Here is a 23,939-nt window from a genome sequence, read left to right as displayed (position 1 = left end):
CTTCATAACAGGCCCGACCAGACCATGATGAATTTCACCAGGAAATACAGGATTGGTACCAGGACGGCGGCCAGGGCCGCGCCGTATTCATAGGACTTGGCCTTGTCATACGGCAGGGAACCGACCATCCTGCCAGTCTGGCCATTCATCATGAAGGTGTAGGCTTTGCCGTCATAGCGCGTCGTCAAGATCCAGACCGGCGCCATGGCGTATTCCACGGTCCCTTCGTCTTTATGGACGACGCCGTCTTCAAAGGTCCGGCGCTGATGGTTGTCGACTGTCTCTTCCAACATGGCGAAGGCACTCTGCGACAGCCGTTCATCGGCCCTGGGGACGGCTGCGTCGGCGTCGACGTCATATTTATCGGCCAGGTAACCGGCGAAATAGGCCGGACTGAACGGGACCATTTCGCCGTAGTCAAAGGGCTCGATGCTTTCCATATATGTATCGTCCATCTTCTGGCTGCCGTCGACAGGGATGCGATGGAAAGCCAGAGAGCCCGTCCGGTCGCAGTGGTAGATGCTGGTCTCGATAATCGTTTCGTCCGGCGTCTCAAAGACGGCATCGTCTTCGGCCCGGAAAGCTGCCGACGCCGTGACCTGGGCATGGAAGAGCCAGAACGGAACGTACATGGGCTGGATGGCTTCGACGCGGTTGTCAGCCGTAAAGGCCTTAGGCAGGAGCCAGCGCCCTTGATAGAACTTCTTCAGCGCCGCTACGGCTTCGTCTTTCGTCTTTTTGAAAGGAATGACGTAATCGGGCTTGAGCATCCCTGAAAAGCGGCTGGGAATGAGAGTCGGATTGCCGCAGTAACAGCACTCTGTGGCCATGGTATTCTCATCGCAGACGATTTCGGCGCCACACGACGAACACGTGTAGGTCTGTAAATGAGCCGCTTCGTCGTCGCTCCAATCCTGGCCTGCCGCTTCCGTCTTCCAACGGACCTTGCGGGCCGCATCGGCTTCGGCAGCCCGCGCTTCTTTCTGGGCATAGATGGCTTCCAGGGTCTGGACGTCGAACTTCGTATCGCAATAGTCACAAGTGACGGTCTTGTCTTTCGGCTTGAATTGCAGCGGTGCGCCACAGTTCGGGCATTGATAGCTGACCGATGTATCCGCCATGACCCTCACCTTACCTTTCCGGCTTCTTTGCACCGCAGTTCATACAGAAATTCCCCGTGTTGACAGTCCCGCAGGACGGGCAGGTCCAGTTGGCCGGAACCTGGGACCGCGGCGCGCCGCAGTTGCTGCAGAAATTGCCCGTATTCCCGGCCTGGCCGCATTTCGGGCAGGTCCAGGCAGCGGCGGTCTGCGGTTTGGGACGGCCGCAGGCCGTGCAGAAGTTCCCCGTGTTGCCGGACTGACCGCAGGCACAAGTCCAGCTGCCGGCCGGCGCAGCCTGCGGCATCGGCGAAGGCGCCTGGGCCGCCTGGCGGGCTGCCAGTTCCTGGGGCAGGCCGGCGCCGGCCTGATTGGCCATATTCATGCCCATATAGCCCATGGCAGCACCCATGCCGCCTTCATTGGCTGCAGCCGTGCGCATGGAATCGGCCGTCGCATCGACGAGGGTCCCCAGGCCGATATCGGACCGGGACATGGTCAGGCCCATCTGAGCTTTCTGAATCTTTTCTTCGTCTTCTTCATTGGCTTTGACACTGTTGATGCCGATAGATACGATTTCGATGCCCCGCAGGTTGCGCCATTTCGGCGACAGGACTTCATTCAGGGCCTGAGCCAGTTCCGGCGTATGGCCGGGCAGCTGGGAATAGTCGATGTGCAAGGCTGAAATCCTGGCAAAGGCCGGCTGCAGGGCCGTCAGGAGTTCCGATTTGAGCTGACTGTCCAGACGGCTCCGTTCGTAGACGTCGACGTCATTGCCGGCCACGTTCGTATAGAACAGGATGGGATTGACGATGCGGTAGCTGTATTCCCCGAAGCAGCGCAGGCGCATGAGCAGGGCCAGTCCCGTCGTATCGTCATAAGACTTGAAGGGCACTTCACTGGGCGTACCGTATTTATTGCCGATGATTTCCTTGAGGTTGACATAGTAGATGCGCTGGTCCTTGCCCGTATCGCCGCCAAAGGCAAAGCGTTCCTTCATCTGGCGGACGAGCAGGCGGAACGATTCGCCCAGGTCACCGGCATAGTCGCCGTCGAAGATAGACGCTTCCGTCGACGCATCGTATGTATATTCGCCCGGTTCGGCGCAGACTTCGACGATTTTCCCCGATTCGACGATGAGCATGCACTGGCCGTTGTTGACGGCAATGCGCGAGCCGTTGGAAATGATATTGTCTTCGCCGTCCGTATTGCCGCTGCGGCCATGACGGCTGGTCCGTTTCTGACCTTTGGCCATCAAGATATTTTCATTCAGGCTGTCACAGTAAAAAAACTCTTTCCACTGGTCGGCCAGGACGCCGCCGACAGAACCGATAGCTGCTTTGATCAAACCCATGAAGAATCCCTCCCATTATATAATATGATAAGATGTCTATTTTTCGTCTTTCTTCTGCCAACGGCGGCTGCCAAAGAGACCCGCTGCCAGCAGACAGACCATGATACCGGCTACGATGAGGCCGTGCGGATTGAAGTGGATGAGGTCGTAACCCAGCCAGACTTCCATACAGACGGCCAGGAACTTGCCGGTCATCGTCGCCGCCGCATGTTCGCCGAAGCGGACACGGCTCAGGGCACAGAGAGCGGTGACGACGAAATTCGGAGAATAGGGAATGGCCCGGAAGAAAAAGATGAGCCGAAAATCGATGCCGCGATTCAGCCTGGACAGCCAGCGGCTCTTATCGACCAGGACCTGTGCCTTGCGCCGGAAGACATAGCGCATGATGACAAAGGCCAGGATATTGCCGATGACCTGACCAGCCCAGGAAATGAGGATGCCCGGCAGGAGGCCGAACAAGATGCCATTGACCGTGACGAACTGGACCGACGGCAGGCCGGTCATGTTGGTCAGGACGATGAGCAGGATCATGAGGACCACGGCAATACTGCCAAAAGAAGAAATATACGACGTCAGCCCCGGAATATCATGGCTCACCGTCAGCTGCCATAAAGTGCTGTAAAACGAAGGAATGGCCCAGTGGATCGCCAAAAACAAGGCCACGATCAGCCCCAGCGTCAAAGGCTTCATCAAATTCGCAATCATCGATCGATTCATCATTGTCTCACTTTCTTGAAAAGTACTCATAAATCCAAGGTGACCCCAACGGGCCGCCTTTCAGGACGGCCCCTACGGCCCACTAGCCACTAGCCACTAGCCACTAGCCACTAGCCACTAGCCACTAGCCACTAGCCTATTATACCATACTGCGCGCAAAAAGGGCTTGCCGCATGACGACAACCCCTTTTAAGTTGTTAGTAGCTAGTTGTTAGTGGTTAGCGAAGGATTTTACATAAAAAAGCAAAAGGGACCGAGACCGATGGCAGAAACCTTCGTGCGATACCCTGCGGCCTGCGGATGTCCTGCAGGCGTTTTCTATATGATGATGCCGTCCAGGTGGTCACATTCGTGCTGGATGATCTGGGCCGTCCAGCCGGTAAAGGTCTGGCGGTGTTTGCGGAAGCGGCGGTCCTGGTAGAAAACCTGTATCTTCCGGTAGCGCGTTGTCTTCCGCGTGCCGACCAGGGATAGACAGCCTTCTTCGGCTTCAAAAGGATCGGCCTTCTTTTCGATGACCGGGTTGATGAAGATTTCGTCGCCCCTATCCGTGTGGACGACGATGATGCGCTTCAAAGAACCGATCATATTGGCCGCCATGCCGACACAGGTCATGCGGTTGGCCTTCAGCGTGTCGAGCAGGTCCTGGACGACGGGCAAATCTTCTTTCGTCGCCGCTTCGGACTTACGGCCCAAGAAGATGACGTCATGTACAATATTGCGAATCATAATGTTTTCCTCTCCTAGGGATATAAGACCAAGTAAATATCCATGTCATGATTTTTCAAGAAAGCCGCTGCCGCTTCCCGGGCGACGTCCAAGGCTTCTGCTTTCGGATAGCCAAAGATGCCTGCCGAAATGAGGGGAAAGGCGATGGATCGGCAGCCGTGCGACGCTGCCAACGCCAGGGCCGTGGCATAACAGTTGGCCAGTAGGTTCCGTTCTCCCCTTTGGCCGCCCTGCCAGATGGGACCGACGGTGTGGATGATATATTTCGCCTTCAATCCGTAACTGTCCGTCAATACCGACTGCCCCGTCGGGCAGGGCGCCTGGGCCAGGCAGGCTTCCTGGAGTTCCCGGGCCCGCGGCCCGACAGCGTGGAAAATGGCCCCGCAGACACCGCTGCCGGCGAGAAGGCCAGAATTGGCTGCATTGACGATAGCATCCGTTTCCATTTGGACAATATCGCCGTGAACGATAGAAAATGCCATGAAAATCCCTCCTTGAGTGAAAAAGCCAATACTTACCTCTACGTAAGGACCTGACCTGAAAGTGCCTTCTTCCGTAACTGAGAAATATTCTTTATAATAAAATCATCAATCAAGGAGGTCCTTTTACATGAACAAAAAATCAATCCTTTTAGGCCTGACCCTGGCCCTTGTCGGCTGCCTGCCCATGGGGACGTCACTGGCAGCCGATACGCCCCATTTTAAAAACAACAAAGCCGCAGCTGAATATTTTTGGAATGAAGTATTCAATAAACACGACACAGCCGTCATCGACACGATGGTCGGTCCCAAATACAAGCAGCACAGCCCGGAATTCGCCGATGGCAAACAGGCCTTTAAAGATGGCGTCACGGGCTTCCTGAAAGCCTATCCGGACAGCTCGGCCGTTATCAAGCACATCGGCGCCGATGGCGACCTGGTCTTCATCCACAATCACATCAAACTCAATAAAGAAGACCGTGGTCAGGCTGCTGTCGACATTTTCCGCATCAAAGACGGCAAAATCGTAGAACACTGGGATGTCATCCAGGATATCCCGGAAAAAGCAGCCAACGACAATACGATGTTCTAGATTTTTTCAAAAGGGCACTGTCGCATCAAGGCAGTGCCTCTTCACTTGCCAAAAAAGCCATCGACCCAGCCGTTGATGCCCTGCATGACATTGATCAGCTTTTCCCCTCTGTCGGTCAGGCTGTATTCGACAGTCGGCGGCACCGTGGCATGGACGTTCCGCCGGACCAGGTCGTTGCGCTCGAAGACGTGGAGGTTCTCCGTCAGCACTTTGGCACTGATGCCCGGCAGGCACCGCTGCAGATTGGCGAAGAACACCGGTCCATCTGCCAGGGCCAGTAAGATAGACGTCCGCCATTTGCCTTTGATGATGTCAATGAAACAATCGAAAGGGCAGTCATAGGCCTTGCCATCAAACGTATACATAAAAGCCTTCCCTTCTAATAATCTTCGTCCCAGGCGTTGATGACGACAGGGGCCTTTTCCAGCATGGCTAATTGGGCCGGGCTGAAATGACGGCGGTCGATGACAGATTCGTAGACGAATTCCTTGAAATAAGCTTCAGAGCAGACGAAATAGCCTTTGTCGCCGACATCCTTGCCCCAGGAATTTTCGATTTTCCAACGGTCCGGCTTGCCTTCCTTGTCGAAATGGACGCCTGTGAGCAACATGGCGTGAGTCGCCGAACTGCTGTTATACTCCAGCCGTTTGCCCTTGGGCATGGCCGTCGAAAAGCCGCCCAAAAGGGCTTCGTACTGGACGCTGGCCGGGTCCCAGATACCTTCCTTGCGGGCGCCGAAAGCCCCGGCATCGCAGGCGAACCAGATGGCCTGACCGTTTTTCAACTGTTTGACGCAGAGTTCTTCCAGGGCTTCCTGCGACAGGTTCAGGGCCTTCATGTCGCAGCCGGCCATATTTTCGACGGCATGGAACTGGATGGGCGTATCCAGCGGCTTATCTGCCGTCGGTTCATTGATGACGGCGACATAATCGCGCAGGGACAGGCCGACGTATTTCTGATAGAAAGCCTGCGGCATCAGGTCCCGCTCTTCATGGTAGTTGCCGTCTTTATCGCGGTAGGCGAAGTCAAAGTTCTGGACAGGCTGGCCAAAGGCGATGCAGGCAGCCTTGTAGACTTCGGCCATCATGGCCGCCTTGCGCGGATACGGGTCCGCACCGGCCTGGACGAGTTCCCGCAACTCCATGGCATCTTTGCGCAGGAGGCGGTTCAATGTCGCTACAAAGCGGTCTGTGTGGTTGGACTGATACGTTTCCGGCTGGACCTGTTTGGGCACGACGCCGTATTTTTCGATGAGGTCCACGGCTTCGCTCCAATAGCCGCCGTCAGTCATGCCCCGCAGGACGTACTGCATGAGCTGGCCTTTTATGGGTTCCTGGGCGTTGTCGATGACCATTTCCAGGAAATTGTTGGCTTTTTCCAATTTATCGTAAAAAGACAAGTAATTCTGGGACAGCTCGAACTGGTCGAGGTGGCACGTTTCGGCCACCTTTTCCCGCAGGATATTCAAAGCCGCAAAGAGCCAGCAACGGCCGGATTTCTGCTGGGCCGTAATGCCCCGCGTCTTCACTTCGACCGAAAAAGCGCCTTGAAGGCGGGCACCGGCCACGGGGACATAAGCCAGGTCAGCCATGTCCGTCTTGGCCAGGGCCGAATGAAGGACCTGGGCCTGCCCGTCGGCTTCATAAGCCGTGCGGAACTGGGCTAACATATCATGAGTAATCTCTTTCATCAAAATTCCCCCTTTTATCATTCCCCATCCTGAGAATGACGAGAATCGCCACATCGCCTGAACCGCTCCGTAGGGGACGTCCTGCTAAGGCGTCCCGCTGTGAATCTTGGATATAACTATTCAGGTATATGAGGAATGTTTTCACACATCACCCGTTATGCATTACGTATACACCATCATATCAGGCGGGCCGCCCTTTGGGACGGCCCCTACGAAGGTCTTTTCTTCTTGTCACAGGTTGTTCATCGTTGCAGGACCATCCGGCGCCTACGGACGCTGGGCTGCCCGCTTGGCGATTTCGATGACCGTTTCGCAGGCCTTGACCAGCGACGGAATGGGCAGGTATTCATAGCGGCCGTGGAAATTGGCGCCGCCAGTGAACAAGTTCGGGCACGGCAGGCCGCGGAACGAGAGCTGGGCTCCGTCCGTACCGCCGCGGATAGGAGCGACCTGCGGCGTGACGCCGACTGCTTCCATGGCTTCTTTGGCCAAGTCGACGACATCCATATGGCCGTCTTCGATTTTTTCCAGCATATTATAATAGACATCATGCGGCGTGACGACAACGGTCCCATCGCCGTATTTTTCATTGAAGAAATCAGCCATCTGCTGCAGCAGGGCCTTGCGCCGTTCAAAACGCTGGCGGTCGTGGTCGCGGACGAGCATGTGCATCGTGCACGTTTCGACGTCGCCATTCAGTTTATAGACGTGGAAGAAGCCTTCATGGCCTTCGGTGTATTCCGGTTTTTCCCCGGCCGGCAGGAGCTGCTGCCATTCTGCGGCAATCGACAATGCGTTGACCATCTTTCCTTTGGCGTCGCCTGTATGGACGCTGCGGCCATGGAAGGTGATGACCGGGTTGGCAGCATTGAAGTTTTCATATTCCAGACCGCCCAGTTCGCCGCCGTCGACAGTATAGGCAAAGTCGGCAGCAAACTGCTTCACATCGAACAAAGCCGCACTGCGCCCCGTTTCTTCATCAGGCGTAAAGCCGATGCGGATCGTTCCGTGAGCGATATCCGGGTGCTGGATGAGGTATTCCATAGCGCTGACGATAGCCGTGATGCCCGCTTTATCGTCGGCCCCGAGGAGGGTCGTCCCATCCGTGAAAAGGATGTCCTGACCCTTGTATTTCAGGACTTCTGGAAAAGCCTTCGTCGAAAAGACGATGCCCTGTGCTTCGTTGAGGACGACGTCCTTCCCGTCATAATCAGTGACCCGGACGGGCTTGATGTCCTTCCCCGATGCATCGGGACTGGTATCGACATGAGAAATGAAGCCGACGACCGGGCCTTCTGCCCCGTTGGCCGGCAGCGTGGCCATGATATATCCGTGTTCATCCAAGGTGACGTCGGACAAGCCGATTGCCTTCAGTTCCTCTGCCAAGGCCTTGGCAAAGACCAGCTGTCCCGGTGTACTCGGGCAGACGGCATCATTGTCTTCATCGGACTGGGTATCAAAAGAAACATACTTCAAAAAACGCTGTACAACGTGTTCCGTGTCTATCATAGTAATCATTCTCCTTCTTTAAGAATCGTTAATTCAATTTTATGCCGTTATCGGCAATTTATCAATCGTTCAACTTGAATATTTTCATAAGATAAATTGCCGATAATCAGTCACGCAGCCGCAGGACCAGGATTTTTTCCCGGTCATCGTCCTCATCGAACAGGTCCCGGCAGTCGATGACGTCTTCGACGACGAGGTTGGGATGATGCGTCAGGAAAGCTTCCGTTTCTTCATAAGGATAATAGAAAAACAGGTGCATCGGCCGCGGCGCCTGGTAATGGGCGTCGAAAAGTTTCCCCAGGACCCGCTTCAGCGTGTGCAGGGCAAAAGGATTGAAGAAAAAGAAACAAGTCCCTTCCGGCGGGACCTCGTACTCCACGGCATCGGCCAGGACGAAGGTCACGCGCCGCCGGGACGCCGCCGTCTGTCCATTGGCCAGGGCTTTTTCCCACAGCCGCCGGTCGTATTCCACACCGATGGCCTGACAGCGCGTCTGATAAGCCAGGAAGAAGCTGACCCGTCCTTTGCCGCTGCCGTAATCGATGAGCGTATCCTTCTTGCCAATATAGCCGCTGTTGGCCAATCGTTCGAGGACACTATAATCCGTCGGCTCATAAGGATGGTGCTCCCCATCGGAATGGCTGTCGTCACGGCCAGCCGTCTTGATATGCAATAACTGTTCCCATTCCCGTTCATCCATCGTTATGCCCTCCATAATTATATGATACCTTATTATACTCGCTTCCAGGGAATAGCAAAAGGCGCTGTCACATGAAGACAGCGCCTTTTTCTGTAGGGGCGCCACGTGGGGCGCCCGTTCACTCAAATCCGGTTCACAAGTATCGCACAATACCTGACGGGCTCGCCACGTGCGAGCCCCTACAAGCTGCCAGACCACTTCCCGCATAAAAAAGGCTGCCATACAACAACAAGCCCTTTTAAGTGGTTAGTGGCTAGCAACTAGTGGCTAGAGAAGACACAATTTTTACACAGTTTCTTACGCAGTACCTACGCAAAATGAACCTACTATTTATATAGATGCGAAAACCACTTCCAACAAATCGACGAATGGACTCTTTACTGATGAGTCTCCAGGTCCCGGCGCAGTTTATCCAGGACTTGGGCCGTCAAATCGTGCCAGGCATCCTGGAGCCACTGGTCCCGCTGCGCTTCGTCGCCGATACATTCCAGGGCCTTGGGGATGGCCTCTCCGAAGAGGATATCTTCCGTCTGACGGCTGCGGTAGACACCGAGCTTACAGGCATTGGCAAAGTGTTCACAGTTATGGAAGAGCAGGTCGTATTTCTTATTGCCCAGGCAGGCCCGGGCAAAGGCAATCGTCTCGGGTACAGAACAGAGCTGCGCCTGTTCTTCCGGCGTATACTGACGCACTTCCACGTCACCGCCCTGGCGGAACTCATCGAACGACGTCGACCGGATTTCCGTATCCCACCAGTCGATGGGATTGTAGTCGTCATCTCCGGCAAAAGCGATGACTTCATCATCACTGACATAGATGCCGTGATGATAATACAAGCCGCCCAGCCGGCGCACGCGGATATGGTCGCCCATGACCGGTGCCTGCCGGGCCCAATGTTCCGGCGCCCCATCGTCCTGCAATAAGGACAAAATCGAATTCAAATCAATGGCCATCGTCGTCACTCCCTACAAAATTGCCCAACTCTTACCAGGCTGTCACCATTCTTTTACATAATGCCGTTATAGTAATAACTGTAAACGAAGTCAGCTATCCCCGGCGGCAACCCACCGGCCCGTTACCGAACCCCTCTGCCAGGATGGCCTCCCGACCCGAATCGGAGAGGTTCGCCGTACTGTCCACCGGCCAGCGTGCCGCTAAACTTGGTATCATAGAATCAGAAAAAACCCCGGAGACCTCCCGCTCCGGGGCTTTTTCTATCCTGGCAGTCCCTGCAGGAAGTTCAGCAGTCCCTGACAGCCTTTCTGGACATCGTCCCAGGTCCGCTGGAAATCCCGCGTATACCACGGGTCGGCTACGGGCCGGGGATTGGCCGTATAATCCATGAGAAGATGGCACTTCTGGTCCGGGTCGCCATGGAAGATGCGCTTCATGTCCCGCAGGTTCTCATCATCCATGCCAATGAAATAATCATAAAAATCATAATCCTCAGCCGTCAGCAGAACAGCCCGCTTCCCATCGGGATTCATACCGTGCTCCCGGAGCAGCCGTTCCACCGGCGGATAGACCGGATTGCCACAGCCATTCCAGATTTCCTCATCCGTCGTAGCCGCCGAAGCCACGTCAAACCGGTCCGCCATTTCCTCTTGTTCTGCCATCTGCCGGAATACAAACTCCGCCATGGGCGATCGGCAGATATTGCCATGGCAAATGAAAAGTATCCTGATCAAGATCATTTAACTCCTCTCAAAGCCGTAAAAGGCTATGATTCCTACACCGTAATTTTTGTAGGTGAAATTTCCCCTATAATTATAACAGAAAAGGGAGATTATGATTATGTGAAGCTTATAGGGTTGATAGCCGGGATTTACCGGATGGTCTCGATGATTTCTCCGATATACATCGTGTGCGGCACACGGCCTTTGGTATAGAATCCCTCGATGACATCCGCTGGCATTTGCCCCAGCTGAAGCTCATGGCGGTAGATTTTCCGGACGACAAAAGTAATCTCTGCTTCTTCGTAGGTCACGCCATGCTCCAGATATTTTGGGGTGAGACCGCTGGCCTTTGCTTTATCCATATCCCGGCCGGATTTGCTTCCCATGATACCGAGAGCTTTCTGATACTTCTTGTTGTCAAAGAACGAGACAGTGTAGTAGTCGCTCTTTTCCATGAAACCATACGTATAACGCGCCGGATTGACAAATACTGCGCAGACATTCTTCCCCTTGTGAGGCATACACCAGAGTGTTCCCAGCATACCCCAGCTAATCGTCATCGAATTGAAGGCGTCTTTATCGCCGGCGGTCAGGATGCCCCACTGGTCATCAAAGAGTTTGAAAATCTCTGGCTGAAAATCTTTCGTATTCATAAAAGTTTATCCTTTCACAACAAAACAGTTACTGCTGGCTGGCCAGTCTCTTTCCAAGATCAAAGGCCGCCTGCAGGTCTTTCGGGAATTGCTCGGCGTGATGCGCTTTCTTTTTCGTTTCATCCCACGATGCCATACGGTATCGGCTGTAATCCGGTACCTGCAGCGTATCGCAGGAAGCCAGTATTTCCGTTTTCCCGTTCAGGAAATGGAACGGCCAGAAGTATTCTTCCATGCGCGGTTTGTAGTGCTCATCGTAGTAGTTCTGGTCTGCATTCATCGTAAGGATAATGCCGACATCGATTTTTCCCGTAAACGTGCTCTTATAATCATCATAGGATAGTGCCGGAAAGGTCGAGCGGACCATAAAGGAACGGACCTCGCCCGTTGGTTCCCCGAAGTAAATTGGCGAGCCGATGATAATTGCATCTGCCTCATAGACTTTCTCCAGCGTTTCCGTCAAGCCGTCCTTCCAATAGCATTTCCAAGGCACGGCAATCTTTTTATTCTTACATGCTAGGCAGCTGCGACAGTCGGTAAAGTTCAGATTATATAAGTCAATAGTCTCGACGCCGGCTCTGGCAGAAACAGCACCTTCCCTGGCAGATGCCAGGAGTTTTGCAGTGTTGTTGTTCTTCCGGGGGCCACCATTCAGTATCAGTATCTTTTTCATAGGAATCTCTCCTCCTCTATGATTTTTTGTTGATATCGCCAATGTACTCATAACCGCAGGCCGCGCAAAAATAGATTATGCTTCGCCGTCACACGGATCGTCGACGTAATCGACTTCCGCATAGCCAGCGCAAAGTGTGATTTGATGTTTCTTATTGCCTGGGATGACGTATGTATCGCCCTGCTGATACGTCCTGGTTGCGCCATCCATTGTCAACAGGCATTTACCGCTGACAACAATTGTCCACTGTTCCGCATGGGCATGCTCTGGGAAATGGACTTCTTTTTCCGCACTGACGAAGTAGACCGTGCCTGTAGACGTATGGTCCACGCGAACCGTCAGCCCTTCTATACCATAGTCACGTTGTGGAATATGGCGGATGATTTCTGGAAAAACAGACATATGGATAATCCTCCTGAGTAGGTTTCTTGTTTTTTTCGACTGAATTATTATAGCACGGGAGGAAGGCAGAATCTCGTTAGAAAATCGTGTGTTTCTAAACGAACTTGTCATTTTGTGCAGAACGCCAACCTGCCATTAAAGCAGATGCTTCTTTAATGGTTCTGGCATGGCGAGGACAAGTAGTTCGATAAAATTATCGAGAGCAATTTTTTGCCCACCAATAAACCAGTCCTGAATCATCTCAGAGATAGAACGCATATAATACTTAGCCAAAAAATCAATTTCTATGGGAAGTTCATCTTCTTTACCTAAAATACGCAGGCGCTCACGCAGTAAATCGATGGCGTAGTCATTAGTCGCATAGCGGAAGGAGGTCTGCCCTGATGTGTTTTTCAACGCATTTAGAAAAAACGACTGTTTATCCGAAAGGGTAGTACAGAATATGCGCAACGCATCACGCCAGATGATTTTGCTGCCGAGTTGGCTGAAAGCCGGCTCAATTTCTTTGTTATAGATAGAAGCCAGTAGTACATATTTATCCGCAAAATGATTATAAAAGGTTGTCGTTGTCATGCCGCAGTTGGTGACAATTTCTTTGACCGAAATCTTGTCAACGGATTTCTTCCCAGCAAGTTCAATGAGGGAAGCAGCCAATAACTGCTTCGTGGTAGGCCGTTCAATCATAAAAGTCTCCCCTTCATTCATGGATGAAATATGATTACAATCAAATATAATTTAACCTGATTCTGCAAGAAGTCTCCCGCCTCTTTAGGCGGTGAGATGAATTGCAGGTTTTTCTGAGGGCTCGATGCCATCAGAAAAGCAATGGTTTCACAAGTTGATTTGCAGTATAATCAATAGTAAGAGTGAAAGGATTGGGAAAGTCAAGGCAGGTGATGATAGTGAATAAGGCATACCGATACAGAATCTATCCGACAACGGAACAGAAAATTATGTTTGCCAAGACCTTTGGGTGTGTCCGATTCATCTACAACAAGATGCTGAGTGACCGCATTGACTATTATAAAGAAACCGGCCAAAAGCTGAATAACACGCCTGCGCAGTACAAGGAAGAATTCCCTTGGCTAAAGGAAGTAGATAGTTTAGCCCTTGCCAATGCCCAAATGAACCTCAATAAGGCTTACAGCCACTTTTGGAATGACAGCCAGCATTTCGGCAAGCCGCGCTTCAAGTCCAAGAAGAGTTGTCGTGCTTCGTATTCCACGAACAACCAGAAAGGCTCTGTCCGAATCGAGGGCCATAAGGTGAAACTGCCGAAAATAGGCTGGGTGAAATTATGTCAGCATCGTCCCTTGCCGGAAAACAGTATCATAAAGACCGTAACCATCAGCAAGACGCCATCAGGAAAGTACTATATCAGTATGCTGGTGGAGTATGAAAACCAAATACTCCCGGTCATACCGAAGACATTCCTGGGGCTAGATTTTGCGATGCACGGCTTGTATGTGGCTTCCGATGAGGCGGATGCTAAGTATCCCGATTTCCTGAGAACGGCAGAGAAAAGATTGGCTAAGGCACAGCGAAAGCTATCCAAAAAGCAGAAAGGAAGTCACAACAGAGAAAAACAAAGACTGCGCGTAGCTATTCTTCATGAGAAAGTGGCCAATCAACGTCAGGATTTCCTGCATAAGAAGGCTCGCTACCTTGCAGATCGCTATGATGCCATTGGCATTGAGGATATTAGCGTCAAAGCGATGGCCAAGCGGAAAAAGGGTGGCAAGTTCAGCTTTGGCAAATCCGTAGCCGACAATGGCTGGAATATGTTCACGAACATGCTGGAGTATAAACTGGCTTGGCAAGGCAAACAGCTTATCAAGATAGACAAGTGGTATCCAAGCAGCCAGCTGTGCCATGTTTGCGGATATCAGAATCACGAAACCAAGGACTTATCTGTAAGGGAATGGGATTGCCCTAAATGTGGCAGTCACCATAACCGCGATAAAAACGCGGCCATCAATATTCGGGAAGAAGCCAGGCGGATATTTGCCTGACATAATCCATAACATACCGTGGGGCGCACGGGAATCTACGCCTGTGGAGAGAGTGTAAGCCGCCGCAACTCTTTGGAGTCCGTGGCGCTGTTCTCGTTGAAGCAGGAAGCTCCCGCCTCTATAGGCGGGAGTACGTTCACAACAGTGGTTCTTTTCCTATACTCAAACTTCCCACATCTCAAATGCTAGTCAACTATGATTTATAAAAGATTTTTGAAGCAAAAAAAGGCGTAAAACCTATCCTTGTCGAAAATAGATATAGGCAACACTACTCGAAAGGAGCTTTACGCTATGTCTATTTTATCATCAAATCGCCTCAATGAAAACCAGATTTCTCATTCTATTTCTAACTTTCTTTCAAATTTTCAGGTAATCCGCTTATTTCGTGCCTGTGGTGGCGATAAAGCCAAAGGAATTTCCGTTGAATGTCTTTTTGCCTACATTCTCAGCAATGTCTTTCGTGCTTCCAGTTTCTATATGCAGCAACGAGATTCCAAATGGCAGAAACGTTTCTCCAGGAATACGTATCAAGAAACCTTCCTTCGACCATCGGACACTCTCGCACAAGCGACAGGAGATGTTCAAGGAAAAAGGGACTACGGTCATGATTCGCCTACTTAAGGAAGCGCTTGGTGAAGGGATTTCTGCCAAGTATGTCCTCTTCGACAGCTGGTTCTCTAACCCGAGGCAGCTACTCGATATCCTGGGTCTTAAACTCCATGCAATTGCCATGATCAAGCGGAGTGCTAAGTGCTATTACGAATTTGAGGGAAAGCGCATGACGGTCAAGCAGATTTTTGCAGCCTGCAAGAAGCGCCGCGGCCGTTCCAAATACCTGCTGTCCGTCCCCGTGAAAATTCATGTGAAGCAAGAAGACGTCAGCGAAGAAACAGCGATGGCCAAAATTGTTTGTGTGCGTAACCGGCATAACCGCAAGGACTGGATTGCCCTCATCAGCACCGATATGAACCTTAGCGAAGAAGATGACTGTGTTTTTCATGTGGGAAGTTTGAGTTATTTACTAGCAGAAAAATAGATTACCAGGATAAATATAATTTTAATGTTTATATTTATCGGGATTTCCGTCTTTCAATAATCCGGAGGGATTAAGATGATTACATTTATAAGTGATGCCTTATTTATCTTATATATTTTTGCTTTTTTTGTGGCGGCAGTTTCCTTTTATAAATACATCCGGACAAAGAAAGGGAGAAGAAAAAATATAGCAATTATACTAATAGGAGTTGTATATTTAATATTCTATTCTTATGACTCCATACTAGTAGAACCGATTCAATGTAATCGTATAGCAGTATCAGATGCAGAAGGATTATCAGAAAAAGAAATTGTTAATAAAATATTAATTCGTGAATTTGACCATTATAAATCTGAAAGATTGTTCACTAAAAATAAAATTTTTGATTATACAATTAATAGAATTGACGGGCCAATAAAAATCAGGGACAGTGATGGAATGGATAAGAATTATTATGATATATCCTATTCAGTGAAAACCATAGATCCAGTATGGATTGCCGGTAATGGAAAAAATGAAGGCTTATGGGTAAATAATAAATCGGGATTTTTTATTTTAAATCCCGACCTCTCCCACCACCGTGCGTACCGTTCAGTACACAACGTTTCTCTAGTTTTTACAAATTTGCGCATAATAGTCCAGCAAGATGATGTATCCTTGCCGGGCTATTTTTTTATTTATCAGAATGGAGTTCAGCATGAGTGCGGTTTATTATCGAATTATGTTATAAAACCAACATACTTGTCTCCCCTGCCATGCTATACTCATTCCAGAAAGACGAAGAAAACAATAAAAAATGCCTGTAATGACCGTATCATGAACAGGCAACAGAAAGGGGCAGACCTCATGAAAAATATAGAATGGAAAGATAAAGTGGCAAGTTTTAAAAAAATTGATGTGCGCGGCATCGCCGGTAATTTCCTTGATGGGCTGAAAAAACAGGCAGCCAAGCTTCCCGTCGGCGAAGGGATGGAAGTCATTCAAAGTTTTGAACCAATCCCCCTCTATGAGATCATGGAAATGCTGGGATATGAGCATTATACAGAAAAAACAGCAGAACATGAATATCACGCTTATTTCTATCGGACCGAGGAAAAAGGGAACGTAGAAGATGCGCCAGAACGGCCGGCGGTCATCACGAACTATCCCATGATCGATGAAAAGCTGGGCGAACTGGCTGTCGAATTTTGGGATATGACCTGGAAAAGCGAAAAACGATATCTCGATTATAACATCCGCCTCCTGCTTTCGCTGGCCAATGCCGTCGGTGCCGGACGGATGCGGCAGGCCATGCGGGAACTGCTGAAAGCCTATGCCAATGGCCTGGACTCCAGAGCCCTGGACGACGTATTCGAACAACTGGCCTGGAACATGGGCATCGGCTTCTTCAGTTCTGAAATCGCTCCGTCCCCACTGTTTCATGCGTATAAATTGATCAAACAAATGGAAAAACAGGGAAAAGAAAGAAATGAAATCAACCAGATGCTAAGAGAAAAATTCTCCGATAAAAAAGGAGGATGCAAGTAAAAGGAAAGAGTCTGGCGCATGAAGTCAGCCAAAGTTCTGCACATTTTCCAATTCTGGCCCGCCGACCCTTTCTCTGACTGTGACATCGTGGTATGATTTTGATGATAGGATTACGAAAGGAGTTATCATCATGACCAATACAGAAAAAGAACGGCAAAAAGCCATTACGACGGCCGGCAATCCGGCCAAACCGACCGGGGAAGCGGGGCAGCAGATGCTGGCGCGCATGAATGAGAGCCATGCCGCCCTCACAGCATGGGGCCTGTCTCATTTCCATTGGCACGGCGATGAAACGGTCTTGGACATCGGCTGCGGCGGCGGGGCCAATCTCCATCGCATGAGCGCCCACATCACGACGGGCCATCTGACTGGCGTGGACTATTCAGCGACGTCGGTCCAGACCTCACGCCAGACGAATGCTGACGATATAGCTGCCGGAAAAATGACAGTCTGCGAAGGTTCTGTCGAAGCCCTGCCCTTTGCCGACCACACCTTTGACAAAATCACGACCGTCGAAAGTTTCTATTTCTGGCCCAATCCACCGGAAAACCTGAAGGAAGTCCATCGCGTCCTGAAACCAGGCGGCACATTCCTGCTCATCGCCGAAATCTACGGCCACGACGGCCTCAGCGCTGACGTCCGGGAAAACATCGAACGCTACCACCTCTATAACCCGACGCCGGAAACCTTTGAAACCATTTTCCATGATGCCGGCTTCTCTTCCGTCCAGGTCCACATCGAAAAAGACCACCGCTGGATCTGCGTCGAAGGGCGATAAAAAAGGCGCTGTCGCATGAAGACAGCGCCTTTTTACGTTAGTTGTAGGTCGTTCATCATTTGTCGTTTTCAGTGAATGATTTTAAATTTAAATCCATCAGCTGGCCACTAACAGCTTAAAATACCCACATTATTTCCAAAATTCTTCGGCTTTGGCGATGTTGGCGCGAATCGTAGCACAGCAGGCCTTGAAGTCCTTCATTTCCTGTTCCGGCAGGTTATATTCGATGACTTCTTCGATGCCATTGGCGCCGATGACCGACGGGACACCGCAGAAGATGCCCGTTTCGCCGTATTCACCATCTAAAGGCGCGCTGGCTGCCATGATTTTCCGTTCATCCCGCAGGACGGCCCGGACCATGGTAGCTGCCGTCATACTGATGCCGTATTCCGTGCAGTGCTTGCCAGAATAGGTGACCCAGCCGGCATGGATGGTTTCATCCTGGACGCGGGCCTTATCGAAGACATAGGCCGGATTCTGTTCCAGTTCTGCCAGGGATTTGCCGCCGAACTTGATGAGCGACCAGGGGACGATCTGGGAATTGCCGTGTTCCCCCATCATGTAGGCCGAGAAGGAATGATGATCCAGGCCGGTCTGCTGGGAAATGGCACTGACCAGGCGCGAGCTGTCCAGCCCCGTGCCGGTACCGAAAACATGGCCTTTCGGAAGGCCGCTCTTCTTAGCGATGAGGTCCGTAACTACGTCGCAAGGGTTGGTGATATTGATGATGATGCCCTGGAAACCGCCGGCCATGACCTTGGGGATATAATCAGCGACCTGAGGCACAGTGAAATGCATTTCATCGTCGCGGTTCCCCGATGCGCAGAGCGTAATGTCGCCGATAGCATTGACGATGACGTCGCAGTCTGCCAATTCTTCATAGCTGGCAATCGTGTAATTGACACGATGAGGCATGAACATGACGGCATCCATCATATCCTGCCGTTCACTGACCAGTTTTTCCGACTTCACTTCGCATAACTTGACTTCATCGGCAATCCCGAGGACCCCTAAAATAAAAGCTACATGAGCCCCGACATGACCTAAGCCGATGACCCCTACCACACGTTTCTTAAAAGCCATACAAAACGCCTCCTGTTCACTATAGCATATAGAAAAAGTCTATTTATATATTATATCAAAAAAACACCCTCTTTGTCCGTTGTAATTACAACAATCCCTAGGCTCTCAATTTTACCTATTTATTTCATACTTTATACAAATCCAAAAAAATCCGGGCCTATAATGCAGTATGTAAAAATGTCAACTACGGTACAGGAGGCCAGGAATCATGACAAGCCCAAGCCGTCCAAAGCCCCCGCTGGGACGCTACAGTCCGCCAGGGAATCAACGACTTCATCGCGGCTTACGGCAAAGATTCGCCGAACTACGTTAAAAGACAAATACCAGGGATATAAGACGCGGTAAAATCCGATTATCTCCTCAAAAAAAGGACTAGCACATGATATGGCCGAAACCTTCATGCGCTAGTCCTTTTAACTTTGATAGAGTCCTGACGGCCAGGCGTAAAGTCGTTCATCGAATTTCGGGGCCGACGGCCCCGCCGGTCGCAGACCGCAGTTCGCAGGCCGCCTCGGACTCAGATGCCGCTTTGCGGCAACATATTCAGAATAACGACATCGCCTCGAGTGACCCTCGGCTCGTAAAAAATGCCCCGTCTGGGACCTTCGTTCATTTCTATCGCCTGATTGCGATTCCGTAGGGGACGGATAAAAGCCGTCCCGCCGTAAAGCCTGTGTATACCCAGTTTTCATGACAAATGGCTTGTAGCTCGTAAAAACCTGCCGTTATACTCGAATGAGATGTGATGAACTCTCTCTGGCGGGCTGCCGTAAAGAACCCCTCCACCACTTCGTGGTCCCCCTCCCCTTAACATGGGAGGCTTTGGCCGCTACACACAAGACCACTGGCCATGATTTTTTTCGGCCTGTGTTCTTTTCCTATCGCCTGTATGAGATAACGAATGATACATGACCATAATCTCATCGAGATGGGGTTAACAATTGCCTAAAAAAATCGCGGCCGTACGCACTAACGTGCGCCGGCCGAAAAGAGTCCTAACGAAAATAAAAAGACCTAACGGAATTTTTTTTGCTTAAGAGCCTAACCACCTGCGGCCAGGGAACAAGGGTAAATAGCACGGCTACGCCGCCCTTGTTCCCTGGCCGCAGGCGGTTTCCTTGTAAGGCGCAAAAAAAAAGAAAACATGGAAGGAGGAGCTCTCATGAAACAAAGAAACGACATCTACGATTACAGCGCCTTACAAGACCTCATGACAAGCCGTTCACTGACAATTCCAGCATTGGCCAGAAGAATCTCCATCAGTCCTGAATCACTCGCCAAGAAACTGCGTTCCCAAAGTGACTTCACGCAGGATGAAATCCGAAAAATCGTATCTGTACTCCACATCCCGCCAGAAGAAATAGCCCACTATTTCTTCACGGTTCTGCAAATTTAACACACATGCAAAAAAAGGCTGTTGCACAAAGACAGCCTTTTTTGAGCATTAAGTTTACAGTTTGTAGTTTTTCGTAAATGTTTTTTTAATTTAAAGCTCTCTTCTACAAACTCCGTACTACAACCTTTAAAGAGAACGGGACTTCGCACGATGGAACCAGCCTTCATGCGATAGTCCCCTAAGCTGCATTTATTTTAATGAAGCCGCCGCCATTTCTACCTTTTTGGCCTCTTTCAAGGTCCGTATATTCTTAAACAGCCGGACAGGCAGGCAAATCCAGCCAATCAGCATGGCTATAAAGAATTTTACGAAAAAGTATAAGACCCAGCCGATGAGCGGCAATATCAAGAAAACATTCGGCGTAATCCGGGTCAGCATCTTCCAGCCCGGATAAACTCCGGCCATCATCCAAATGACTGCGATGGCGTTGAACAGCCCATTATATCCATGGAACGCAAAGACAAGACCGATGATGGCGAAGACCGCTGTAATGGCAAATTCTTTGAATACCTCATGCTTCGTGGCCTGCCAGCGCTTCAAATTGCAATCCGTACAGACTGGAATGGTCCAAAGGTCCATACATTCCTGGCACAATCCCTTTCCACAATCCACACACGTCCCTACTGCATCCCGGTCCGGATGATTATAACATTTCATAGCAAATTCCTCCTTATCTTAAATCCCGTGCCAAGCATCGGTTATAGCGCGCCATCCTGATTTCAACGGATGTTCTTTCATTTCACTTTCTAAAACGAACCGCGTCAGTCCTAAGTTCGACAGCCCATACATGATACCTTGCGCATACGTCGTTTCTCCTAAATTAGGCCGGCCTTTCCAGTAAATGATGGCTTTGATGCGTTCCGAATGTTTATCGGCCAGAAAATGCAGGTGATGACCTTGGCGGTCATAATAGGTAAGGACCATATAGTGGAATTTCTGCTGGTCGCCATAGTTCGTCTTGTAATTACTCGTCCCCTGTACCCAGAACCCGGTATTCGGATCATGACTGTACACGTCTTTCCGGTCAGCAGGATATGCCTGCCCATACACTTTGATGACCTTTTCCGCCTTGTCACCTACCTGGATGCCCTTATCGGTCATCGGGCCGGGCTTCAAGAAAATCAACTGTGTCAGCGTCCCAGCAGGATAACTGTAAAAATCGCCCAAGAAGCCGCCGCGGCTGATGGTGATGAACATGCTGTTATCGGTCTTGATGTACTGGTCATCCATCGAGCTTTGTCCATAGAAACGATAACCATTGGCATTGATGTAATCCCAAAGGGGTGTCGCATTGTCATAGTCGAACTGGTTCATGACACCGGCATCATCGACATAGGCAAAAGCCATAGGGCTGCACATCAGGCACAATAGAAATACACCTGTGGAAATCCATTTTTTCAGCATCTTTTTCCCTCCTGTTGATTTGGTATCGAAACTATTTAGTCTTAAAAAAATACAGTGACAAATCGCGTACATCCAGACGTAAAATCTCTACACATCTACGGATTTCATCCTGCGTGAACTCAGTCCGCGAAGTCAGCTTAGAATACAGCGTAGAGCGGCTTATTTCCAACTGTCTTGCCAATTCTTCACGGGTAATGCCCATCTCTGCCATGCGGCCGTAGAGTTTAGAATAATCATACGTCATAGGGTCCTCCTTTTTTGATTTGAAATCTGTACTTTTCTTCACAAAAAAATAGTACTATAAAAACAGCCTATCGTCAAGGCTTTTTGCACAAAATGTTGAGATTTCTAAACGTTTATTGTATACTTGTGGAAGAAAAAGGAGGTTACCCCATGGAAAATAATATTTTTGGAAAACGCCTGAAACAAGCCCTTGAATACCGTCAAATGCGCGCTGTAGACCTGGCCCGCAAAACCGGCCTGACCCGCGGTATCATCAGTTCCTACATAAATGGACGTTGGAAAGCAAAACAAACCAATGTCATGCTCATAGCCCGTGCCCTCCATGTCTCCGAATCCTGGCTCATGGGGTACGACGTGCGCATGGAACCGGACACGGATTCCCTGACCAGTACGCTCTCGCCTGACGAAACCCAGCTGTTATCCCTCTACCGTACCTTAGACGATGCCAATAAGAAGGCCGTCCTCGACTTCGTCCGCTTCAAAAATCTCGACAACGAAAAATAAATAAAAAAGGGCTTATCGCACATGCGACAAGCCCTTTTTCCATAATAAGCCTCAGCCGAAGACTTCAAAGATGACGATGAACAAGGCCATCAGGCCCAATCCCAGGGAATAGGCACAGAGTTTCTTTTCGATGGGCTGCAAGGGGAAATATTCGTCTGCATCCCGTTCGAGCTGGCCCGTATGGGTCGCAGCGTCTGTCGGGGTTACGGTTTGGTTGTAGTAATATTCGTCAGCCGTCGAAGCGGCAGAAGTGATTCGCGATGCCATAGCAATCAATCCTTTCTATGATGAAGTTATAATGTCGGCGGAACAATGCCGTGATAGAAGATGTAAGAAATGAACAGGCCGACCCAGATGATGAAGCCGACGAGGGCTACGGCATAGACGCCGATGACACGGCCCAGGCCGGATTTCCAGAGCTTGCGTACATTCGTGACCAGGCCGATAGAGAAGAAGCAGAGGCCAAAGAAGACGGCCCGCAGGAGGTTAGCCTGTCCGGCGCCGGCTTTCGCAGCGTCGACGATGCCCGGCTGCAGCCAGCTGCAAAAATGACGACCAGGGCCAGGACGAAGCCAATGATGAATTTCGGGAAGCGTTCCCAGATTTCCCGTTTGGAAACCTTGCCAGCCCCGGATGCGACGGCTGCCCGCGGGTCATTGAGATGGTAAATGAACCAGACGATAATCCAGACACCGAACTTAGCAGCCCAGCCGAGCAAATCGACGTGCCAGATCTGTCCGGCACCGAGGACGACGATAAATAATCCGAGCCATACGGCCCACCAGTCTTCGCTTCGCAACAGGCCCGACCGGTTGACGGCCTGTGCAGATACTTCGTTACTCATACGAACACCCCTTTTACAAAATAAATAAAGACGTGCCGATGACAAAGCCATAAAAAAAGCGCGCCATCAGCTACAGATGACGCGCAAAATCCCTTCCATTTCTCGCTCATCTGCCGGGAAAACTCCCGCTGGAATTGGCACCTTCCGTCCCCACGGAGGTTGCCGCAGCATCATAGGGCCAGTCCCTCAACTGCTCTGGATGATTGATATTCATTCATCAAACATATAAAATGTTTACTCAAATAGTACACTATTAGGTATAAAGTGAAAATATCCTCAGAAGTGCCGACCATCGGGAGGTACAAGACAGTGGCCAGCTTAATCCGTTTCTGGCCCGAAATCCCAAAAGCCGGTCCCCGTTTCTGGGTCATATTTCCGCCGAATCCGTCCTCCTATAACGGGGCGCAATTCGATTTCTGCCGTGTACAGTACTTCTATCGATTTGATGTGCCCTGCCGCAACGTGATGTTCCCCATCCTGTTTATAAGAAAAAGCAGCGTGAGTATGATGAAAATAAGTTCCATCATCATCGCTGACGATATTGCCTGTCAACGAAACCAGCTCCAGCATCCCCTTCAGCTCTTGAACTTCAAAACTGCCCGTTTCTGGGATGAACGTCTGTATTTCTGCCGAACGGCACCCGCCGATGCCCGAAAAAATGGCCGATGCAATCTGTTCTTTCTGACAAATTCCCAGAATCGTGCTGATGATTTCATCCCCCTTGTCCATCCGAATATAATAAGTTTCACCAAATTTGCGATAATCCATACGTCATTCCTCCTGTAACATCATAACCTACTGCCACTGTAAGACCGGCACCAGAAAAGAGACTTGTTAG

General features: G+C 50.5%; 30 protein-coding genes and 1 riboswitch. Of the genes, 8 read left to right on the top strand and 22 right to left on the bottom strand.

What is annotated here, in order from left to right:
* Window positions 1–2: 2 nt before the first annotated feature.
* From ACFCTO_RS08180 to ACFCTO_RS08160, 5 genes are all read right to left on the bottom strand, one after another.
* Window positions 3–1,121 carry a TFIIB-type zinc ribbon-containing protein gene (locus ACFCTO_RS08180; RefSeq protein ID WP_292301896.1) on the bottom strand — a complete coding sequence of 373 codons (1,119 nt, stop codon included), beginning with the start codon at window positions 1,119–1,121 and terminating at the stop codon, window positions 3–5.
* Between the two features lie 10 nt (window positions 1,122–1,131).
* Window positions 1,132–2,454 carry an SPFH domain-containing protein gene (locus ACFCTO_RS08175; RefSeq protein ID WP_302485723.1) on the bottom strand — a complete coding sequence of 441 codons (1,323 nt, stop codon included), beginning with the start codon at window positions 2,452–2,454 and terminating at the stop codon, window positions 1,132–1,134.
* Between the two features lie 36 nt (window positions 2,455–2,490).
* Window positions 2,491–3,174, bottom strand: a complete 684-nt coding sequence (locus tag ACFCTO_RS08170; protein WP_292301023.1) for a TVP38/TMEM64 family protein — start codon at window positions 3,172–3,174, stop codon at window positions 2,491–2,493.
* Window positions 3,175–3,489: 315 nt separating this feature from the next.
* Window positions 3,490–3,900 (bottom strand): peptide deformylase, encoded by a 411-nt coding sequence (locus ACFCTO_RS08165; RefSeq protein WP_499876697.1) that lies wholly within the window; start codon window positions 3,898–3,900, stop codon window positions 3,490–3,492.
* Between the two features lie 14 nt (window positions 3,901–3,914).
* The gene (locus ACFCTO_RS08160; protein WP_499876696.1) at window positions 3,915–4,382 is read right to left on the bottom strand and encodes a macro domain-containing protein; all 468 of its coding nucleotides are present in this window, start codon (window positions 4,380–4,382) and stop codon (window positions 3,915–3,917) included.
* Window positions 4,383–4,509: 127 nt separating this feature from the next.
* Between ACFCTO_RS08160 and ACFCTO_RS08155 the strand changes: the two genes are divergently transcribed.
* The gene (locus ACFCTO_RS08155) at window positions 4,510–4,971 is read left to right on the top strand and encodes a nuclear transport factor 2 family protein (protein WP_444321334.1); all 462 of its coding nucleotides are present in this window, start codon (window positions 4,510–4,512) and stop codon (window positions 4,969–4,971) included.
* Between the two features lie 41 nt (window positions 4,972–5,012).
* Here the strand turns inward: ACFCTO_RS08155 and ACFCTO_RS08150 are convergent, their stop codons facing one another.
* From ACFCTO_RS08150 to ACFCTO_RS08105, 10 genes are all read right to left on the bottom strand, one after another.
* On the bottom strand, window positions 5,013–5,336 hold the full coding sequence (locus ACFCTO_RS08150; protein WP_499876695.1) for a winged helix-turn-helix transcriptional regulator: 324 nt from the start codon (window positions 5,334–5,336) through the stop codon (window positions 5,013–5,015).
* 14 nt (window positions 5,337–5,350) lie between these two features.
* Entirely contained in the window at window positions 5,351–6,661 is a 1,311-nt protein-coding gene (locus ACFCTO_RS08145) for a C1 family peptidase (RefSeq protein ID WP_499876694.1), read from the bottom strand.
* 267 nt (window positions 6,662–6,928) lie between these two features.
* Window positions 6,929–8,170: a peptidase T gene (pepT, locus tag ACFCTO_RS08140; RefSeq protein ID WP_499876693.1), complete on the bottom strand. Its 1,242-nt coding sequence runs from the start codon at window positions 8,168–8,170 to the stop codon at window positions 6,929–6,931.
* Between the two features lie 106 nt (window positions 8,171–8,276).
* Entirely contained in the window at window positions 8,277–8,870 is a 594-nt protein-coding gene (locus ACFCTO_RS08135) for a class I SAM-dependent methyltransferase (protein WP_499876692.1), read from the bottom strand.
* Window positions 8,871–9,247: 377 nt separating this feature from the next.
* Entirely contained in the window at window positions 9,248–9,823 is a 576-nt protein-coding gene (locus ACFCTO_RS08130; protein WP_418518308.1) for a lecithin retinol acyltransferase family protein, read from the bottom strand.
* A 261-nt stretch (window positions 9,824–10,084) separates the two neighbouring features.
* Window positions 10,085–10,564: a low molecular weight protein-tyrosine-phosphatase gene (locus ACFCTO_RS08125; protein WP_481325208.1), complete on the bottom strand. Its 480-nt coding sequence runs from the start codon at window positions 10,562–10,564 to the stop codon at window positions 10,085–10,087.
* A 131-nt stretch (window positions 10,565–10,695) separates the two neighbouring features.
* Complete coding sequence (locus ACFCTO_RS08120) at window positions 10,696–11,199, bottom strand: flavin reductase (protein WP_118023021.1); 504 nt, start codon at window positions 11,197–11,199, stop codon at window positions 10,696–10,698.
* Window positions 11,200–11,227: 28 nt separating this feature from the next.
* On the bottom strand, window positions 11,228–11,872 hold the full coding sequence (locus ACFCTO_RS08115) for a flavodoxin family protein (protein ID WP_481325209.1): 645 nt from the start codon (window positions 11,870–11,872) through the stop codon (window positions 11,228–11,230).
* A gap of 75 nt (window positions 11,873–11,947) precedes the next feature.
* Window positions 11,948–12,274: a cupin domain-containing protein gene (locus ACFCTO_RS08110; RefSeq protein WP_014016268.1), complete on the bottom strand. Its 327-nt coding sequence runs from the start codon at window positions 12,272–12,274 to the stop codon at window positions 11,948–11,950.
* Window positions 12,275–12,409: 135 nt separating this feature from the next.
* Complete coding sequence (locus ACFCTO_RS08105; RefSeq protein WP_481325210.1) at window positions 12,410–12,958, bottom strand: TetR/AcrR family transcriptional regulator C-terminal domain-containing protein; 549 nt, start codon at window positions 12,956–12,958, stop codon at window positions 12,410–12,412.
* Between the two features lie 212 nt (window positions 12,959–13,170).
* Between ACFCTO_RS08105 and ACFCTO_RS08100 the strand changes: the two genes are divergently transcribed.
* The 5 genes from ACFCTO_RS08100 (at window position 13,171) to ACFCTO_RS08080 (ending at window position 17,627) form a co-directional block, all read left to right on the top strand.
* Window positions 13,171–14,286, top strand: coding sequence for an RNA-guided endonuclease TnpB family protein (locus ACFCTO_RS08100; RefSeq protein ID WP_499876691.1), 1,116 nt, complete (start codon window positions 13,171–13,173; stop codon window positions 14,284–14,286).
* 291 nt (window positions 14,287–14,577) lie between these two features.
* Window positions 14,578–14,907, top strand: coding sequence for a hypothetical protein (locus tag ACFCTO_RS08095; protein ID WP_499876690.1), 330 nt, complete (start codon window positions 14,578–14,580; stop codon window positions 14,905–14,907).
* A complete protein-coding gene (locus ACFCTO_RS08090; RefSeq protein ID WP_499876689.1) occupies window positions 14,891–15,322 on the top strand; it encodes a hypothetical protein in 432 nt (143 codons plus the stop codon). Before ACFCTO_RS08095 ends, ACFCTO_RS08090 begins: the two co-directional genes overlap by 17 nt.
* A gap of 75 nt (window positions 15,323–15,397) precedes the next feature.
* The gene (locus tag ACFCTO_RS08085) at window positions 15,398–16,849 is read left to right on the top strand and encodes a DUF2249 domain-containing protein (protein ID WP_499876688.1); all 1,452 of its coding nucleotides are present in this window, start codon (window positions 15,398–15,400) and stop codon (window positions 16,847–16,849) included.
* 130 nt (window positions 16,850–16,979) lie between these two features.
* On the top strand, window positions 16,980–17,627 hold the full coding sequence (locus ACFCTO_RS08080; protein ID WP_481325215.1) for a class I SAM-dependent methyltransferase: 648 nt from the start codon (window positions 16,980–16,982) through the stop codon (window positions 17,625–17,627).
* A gap of 129 nt (window positions 17,628–17,756) precedes the next feature.
* Here ACFCTO_RS08080 and ACFCTO_RS08075 read toward each other — a convergent pair whose 3' ends face one another.
* The gene (locus ACFCTO_RS08075) at window positions 17,757–18,710 is read right to left on the bottom strand and encodes a lactate/malate family dehydrogenase (RefSeq protein ID WP_499876687.1); all 954 of its coding nucleotides are present in this window, start codon (window positions 18,708–18,710) and stop codon (window positions 17,757–17,759) included.
* Window positions 18,711–19,872: 1,162 nt separating this feature from the next.
* Here ACFCTO_RS08075 and ACFCTO_RS08070 point away from each other — a divergent pair.
* The gene (locus ACFCTO_RS08070) at window positions 19,873–20,106 is read left to right on the top strand and encodes a DUF739 family protein (RefSeq protein WP_481325217.1); all 234 of its coding nucleotides are present in this window, start codon (window positions 19,873–19,875) and stop codon (window positions 20,104–20,106) included.
* A gap of 189 nt (window positions 20,107–20,295) precedes the next feature.
* Here ACFCTO_RS08070 and ACFCTO_RS08065 read toward each other — a convergent pair whose 3' ends face one another.
* Genes ACFCTO_RS08065 through ACFCTO_RS08055 form a run of 3 tightly spaced genes read right to left on the bottom strand, consistent with a single transcriptional unit; the run spans window position 20,296 to window position 21,754 of the window.
* On the bottom strand, window positions 20,296–20,763 hold the full coding sequence (locus tag ACFCTO_RS08065) for a hypothetical protein (protein WP_370843358.1): 468 nt from the start codon (window positions 20,761–20,763) through the stop codon (window positions 20,296–20,298).
* A gap of 18 nt (window positions 20,764–20,781) precedes the next feature.
* Window positions 20,782–21,510: a hypothetical protein gene (locus ACFCTO_RS08060; protein ID WP_292301083.1), complete on the bottom strand. Its 729-nt coding sequence runs from the start codon at window positions 21,508–21,510 to the stop codon at window positions 20,782–20,784.
* A 31-nt stretch (window positions 21,511–21,541) separates the two neighbouring features.
* Window positions 21,542–21,754: a DUF739 family protein gene (locus ACFCTO_RS08055; RefSeq protein WP_292301081.1), complete on the bottom strand. Its 213-nt coding sequence runs from the start codon at window positions 21,752–21,754 to the stop codon at window positions 21,542–21,544.
* Window positions 21,755–21,903: 149 nt separating this feature from the next.
* Between ACFCTO_RS08055 and ACFCTO_RS08050 the strand changes: the two genes are divergently transcribed.
* Entirely contained in the window at window positions 21,904–22,257 is a 354-nt protein-coding gene (locus ACFCTO_RS08050; protein ID WP_292301079.1) for a helix-turn-helix domain-containing protein, read from the top strand.
* 51 nt (window positions 22,258–22,308) lie between these two features.
* On the opposite strand, the gene ACFCTO_RS08045 is transcribed toward ACFCTO_RS08050, so the two are convergent.
* The 3 genes from ACFCTO_RS08045 to ACFCTO_RS08035 form a co-directional block, all read right to left on the bottom strand.
* Window positions 22,309–22,524: a hypothetical protein gene (locus ACFCTO_RS08045; RefSeq protein WP_370843357.1), complete on the bottom strand. Its 216-nt coding sequence runs from the start codon at window positions 22,522–22,524 to the stop codon at window positions 22,309–22,311.
* A 106-nt stretch (window positions 22,525–22,630) separates the two neighbouring features.
* Entirely contained in the window at window positions 22,631–23,101 is a 471-nt protein-coding gene (locus tag ACFCTO_RS08040; protein ID WP_370843356.1) for a hypothetical protein, read from the bottom strand.
* A 103-nt stretch (window positions 23,102–23,204) separates the two neighbouring features.
* A riboswitch (SAM riboswitch) is annotated at window positions 23,205–23,307 on the bottom strand.
* A 112-nt stretch (window positions 23,308–23,419) separates the two neighbouring features.
* Complete coding sequence (locus ACFCTO_RS08035; RefSeq protein WP_370843355.1) at window positions 23,420–23,869, bottom strand: PPC domain-containing DNA-binding protein; 450 nt, start codon at window positions 23,867–23,869, stop codon at window positions 23,420–23,422.
* Window positions 23,870–23,939: the final 70 nt, after the last annotated feature.

Origin of the sequence: Megasphaera indica, from assembly GCF_046614755.1 — a bacterium.
GTDB lineage: Bacteria > Bacillota > Negativicutes > Veillonellales > Megasphaeraceae > Megasphaera > Megasphaera intestinihominis.
Note: the sequence above shows the minus strand (reverse complement) of the source record. Positions and strands in the feature narration are given on the sequence as shown.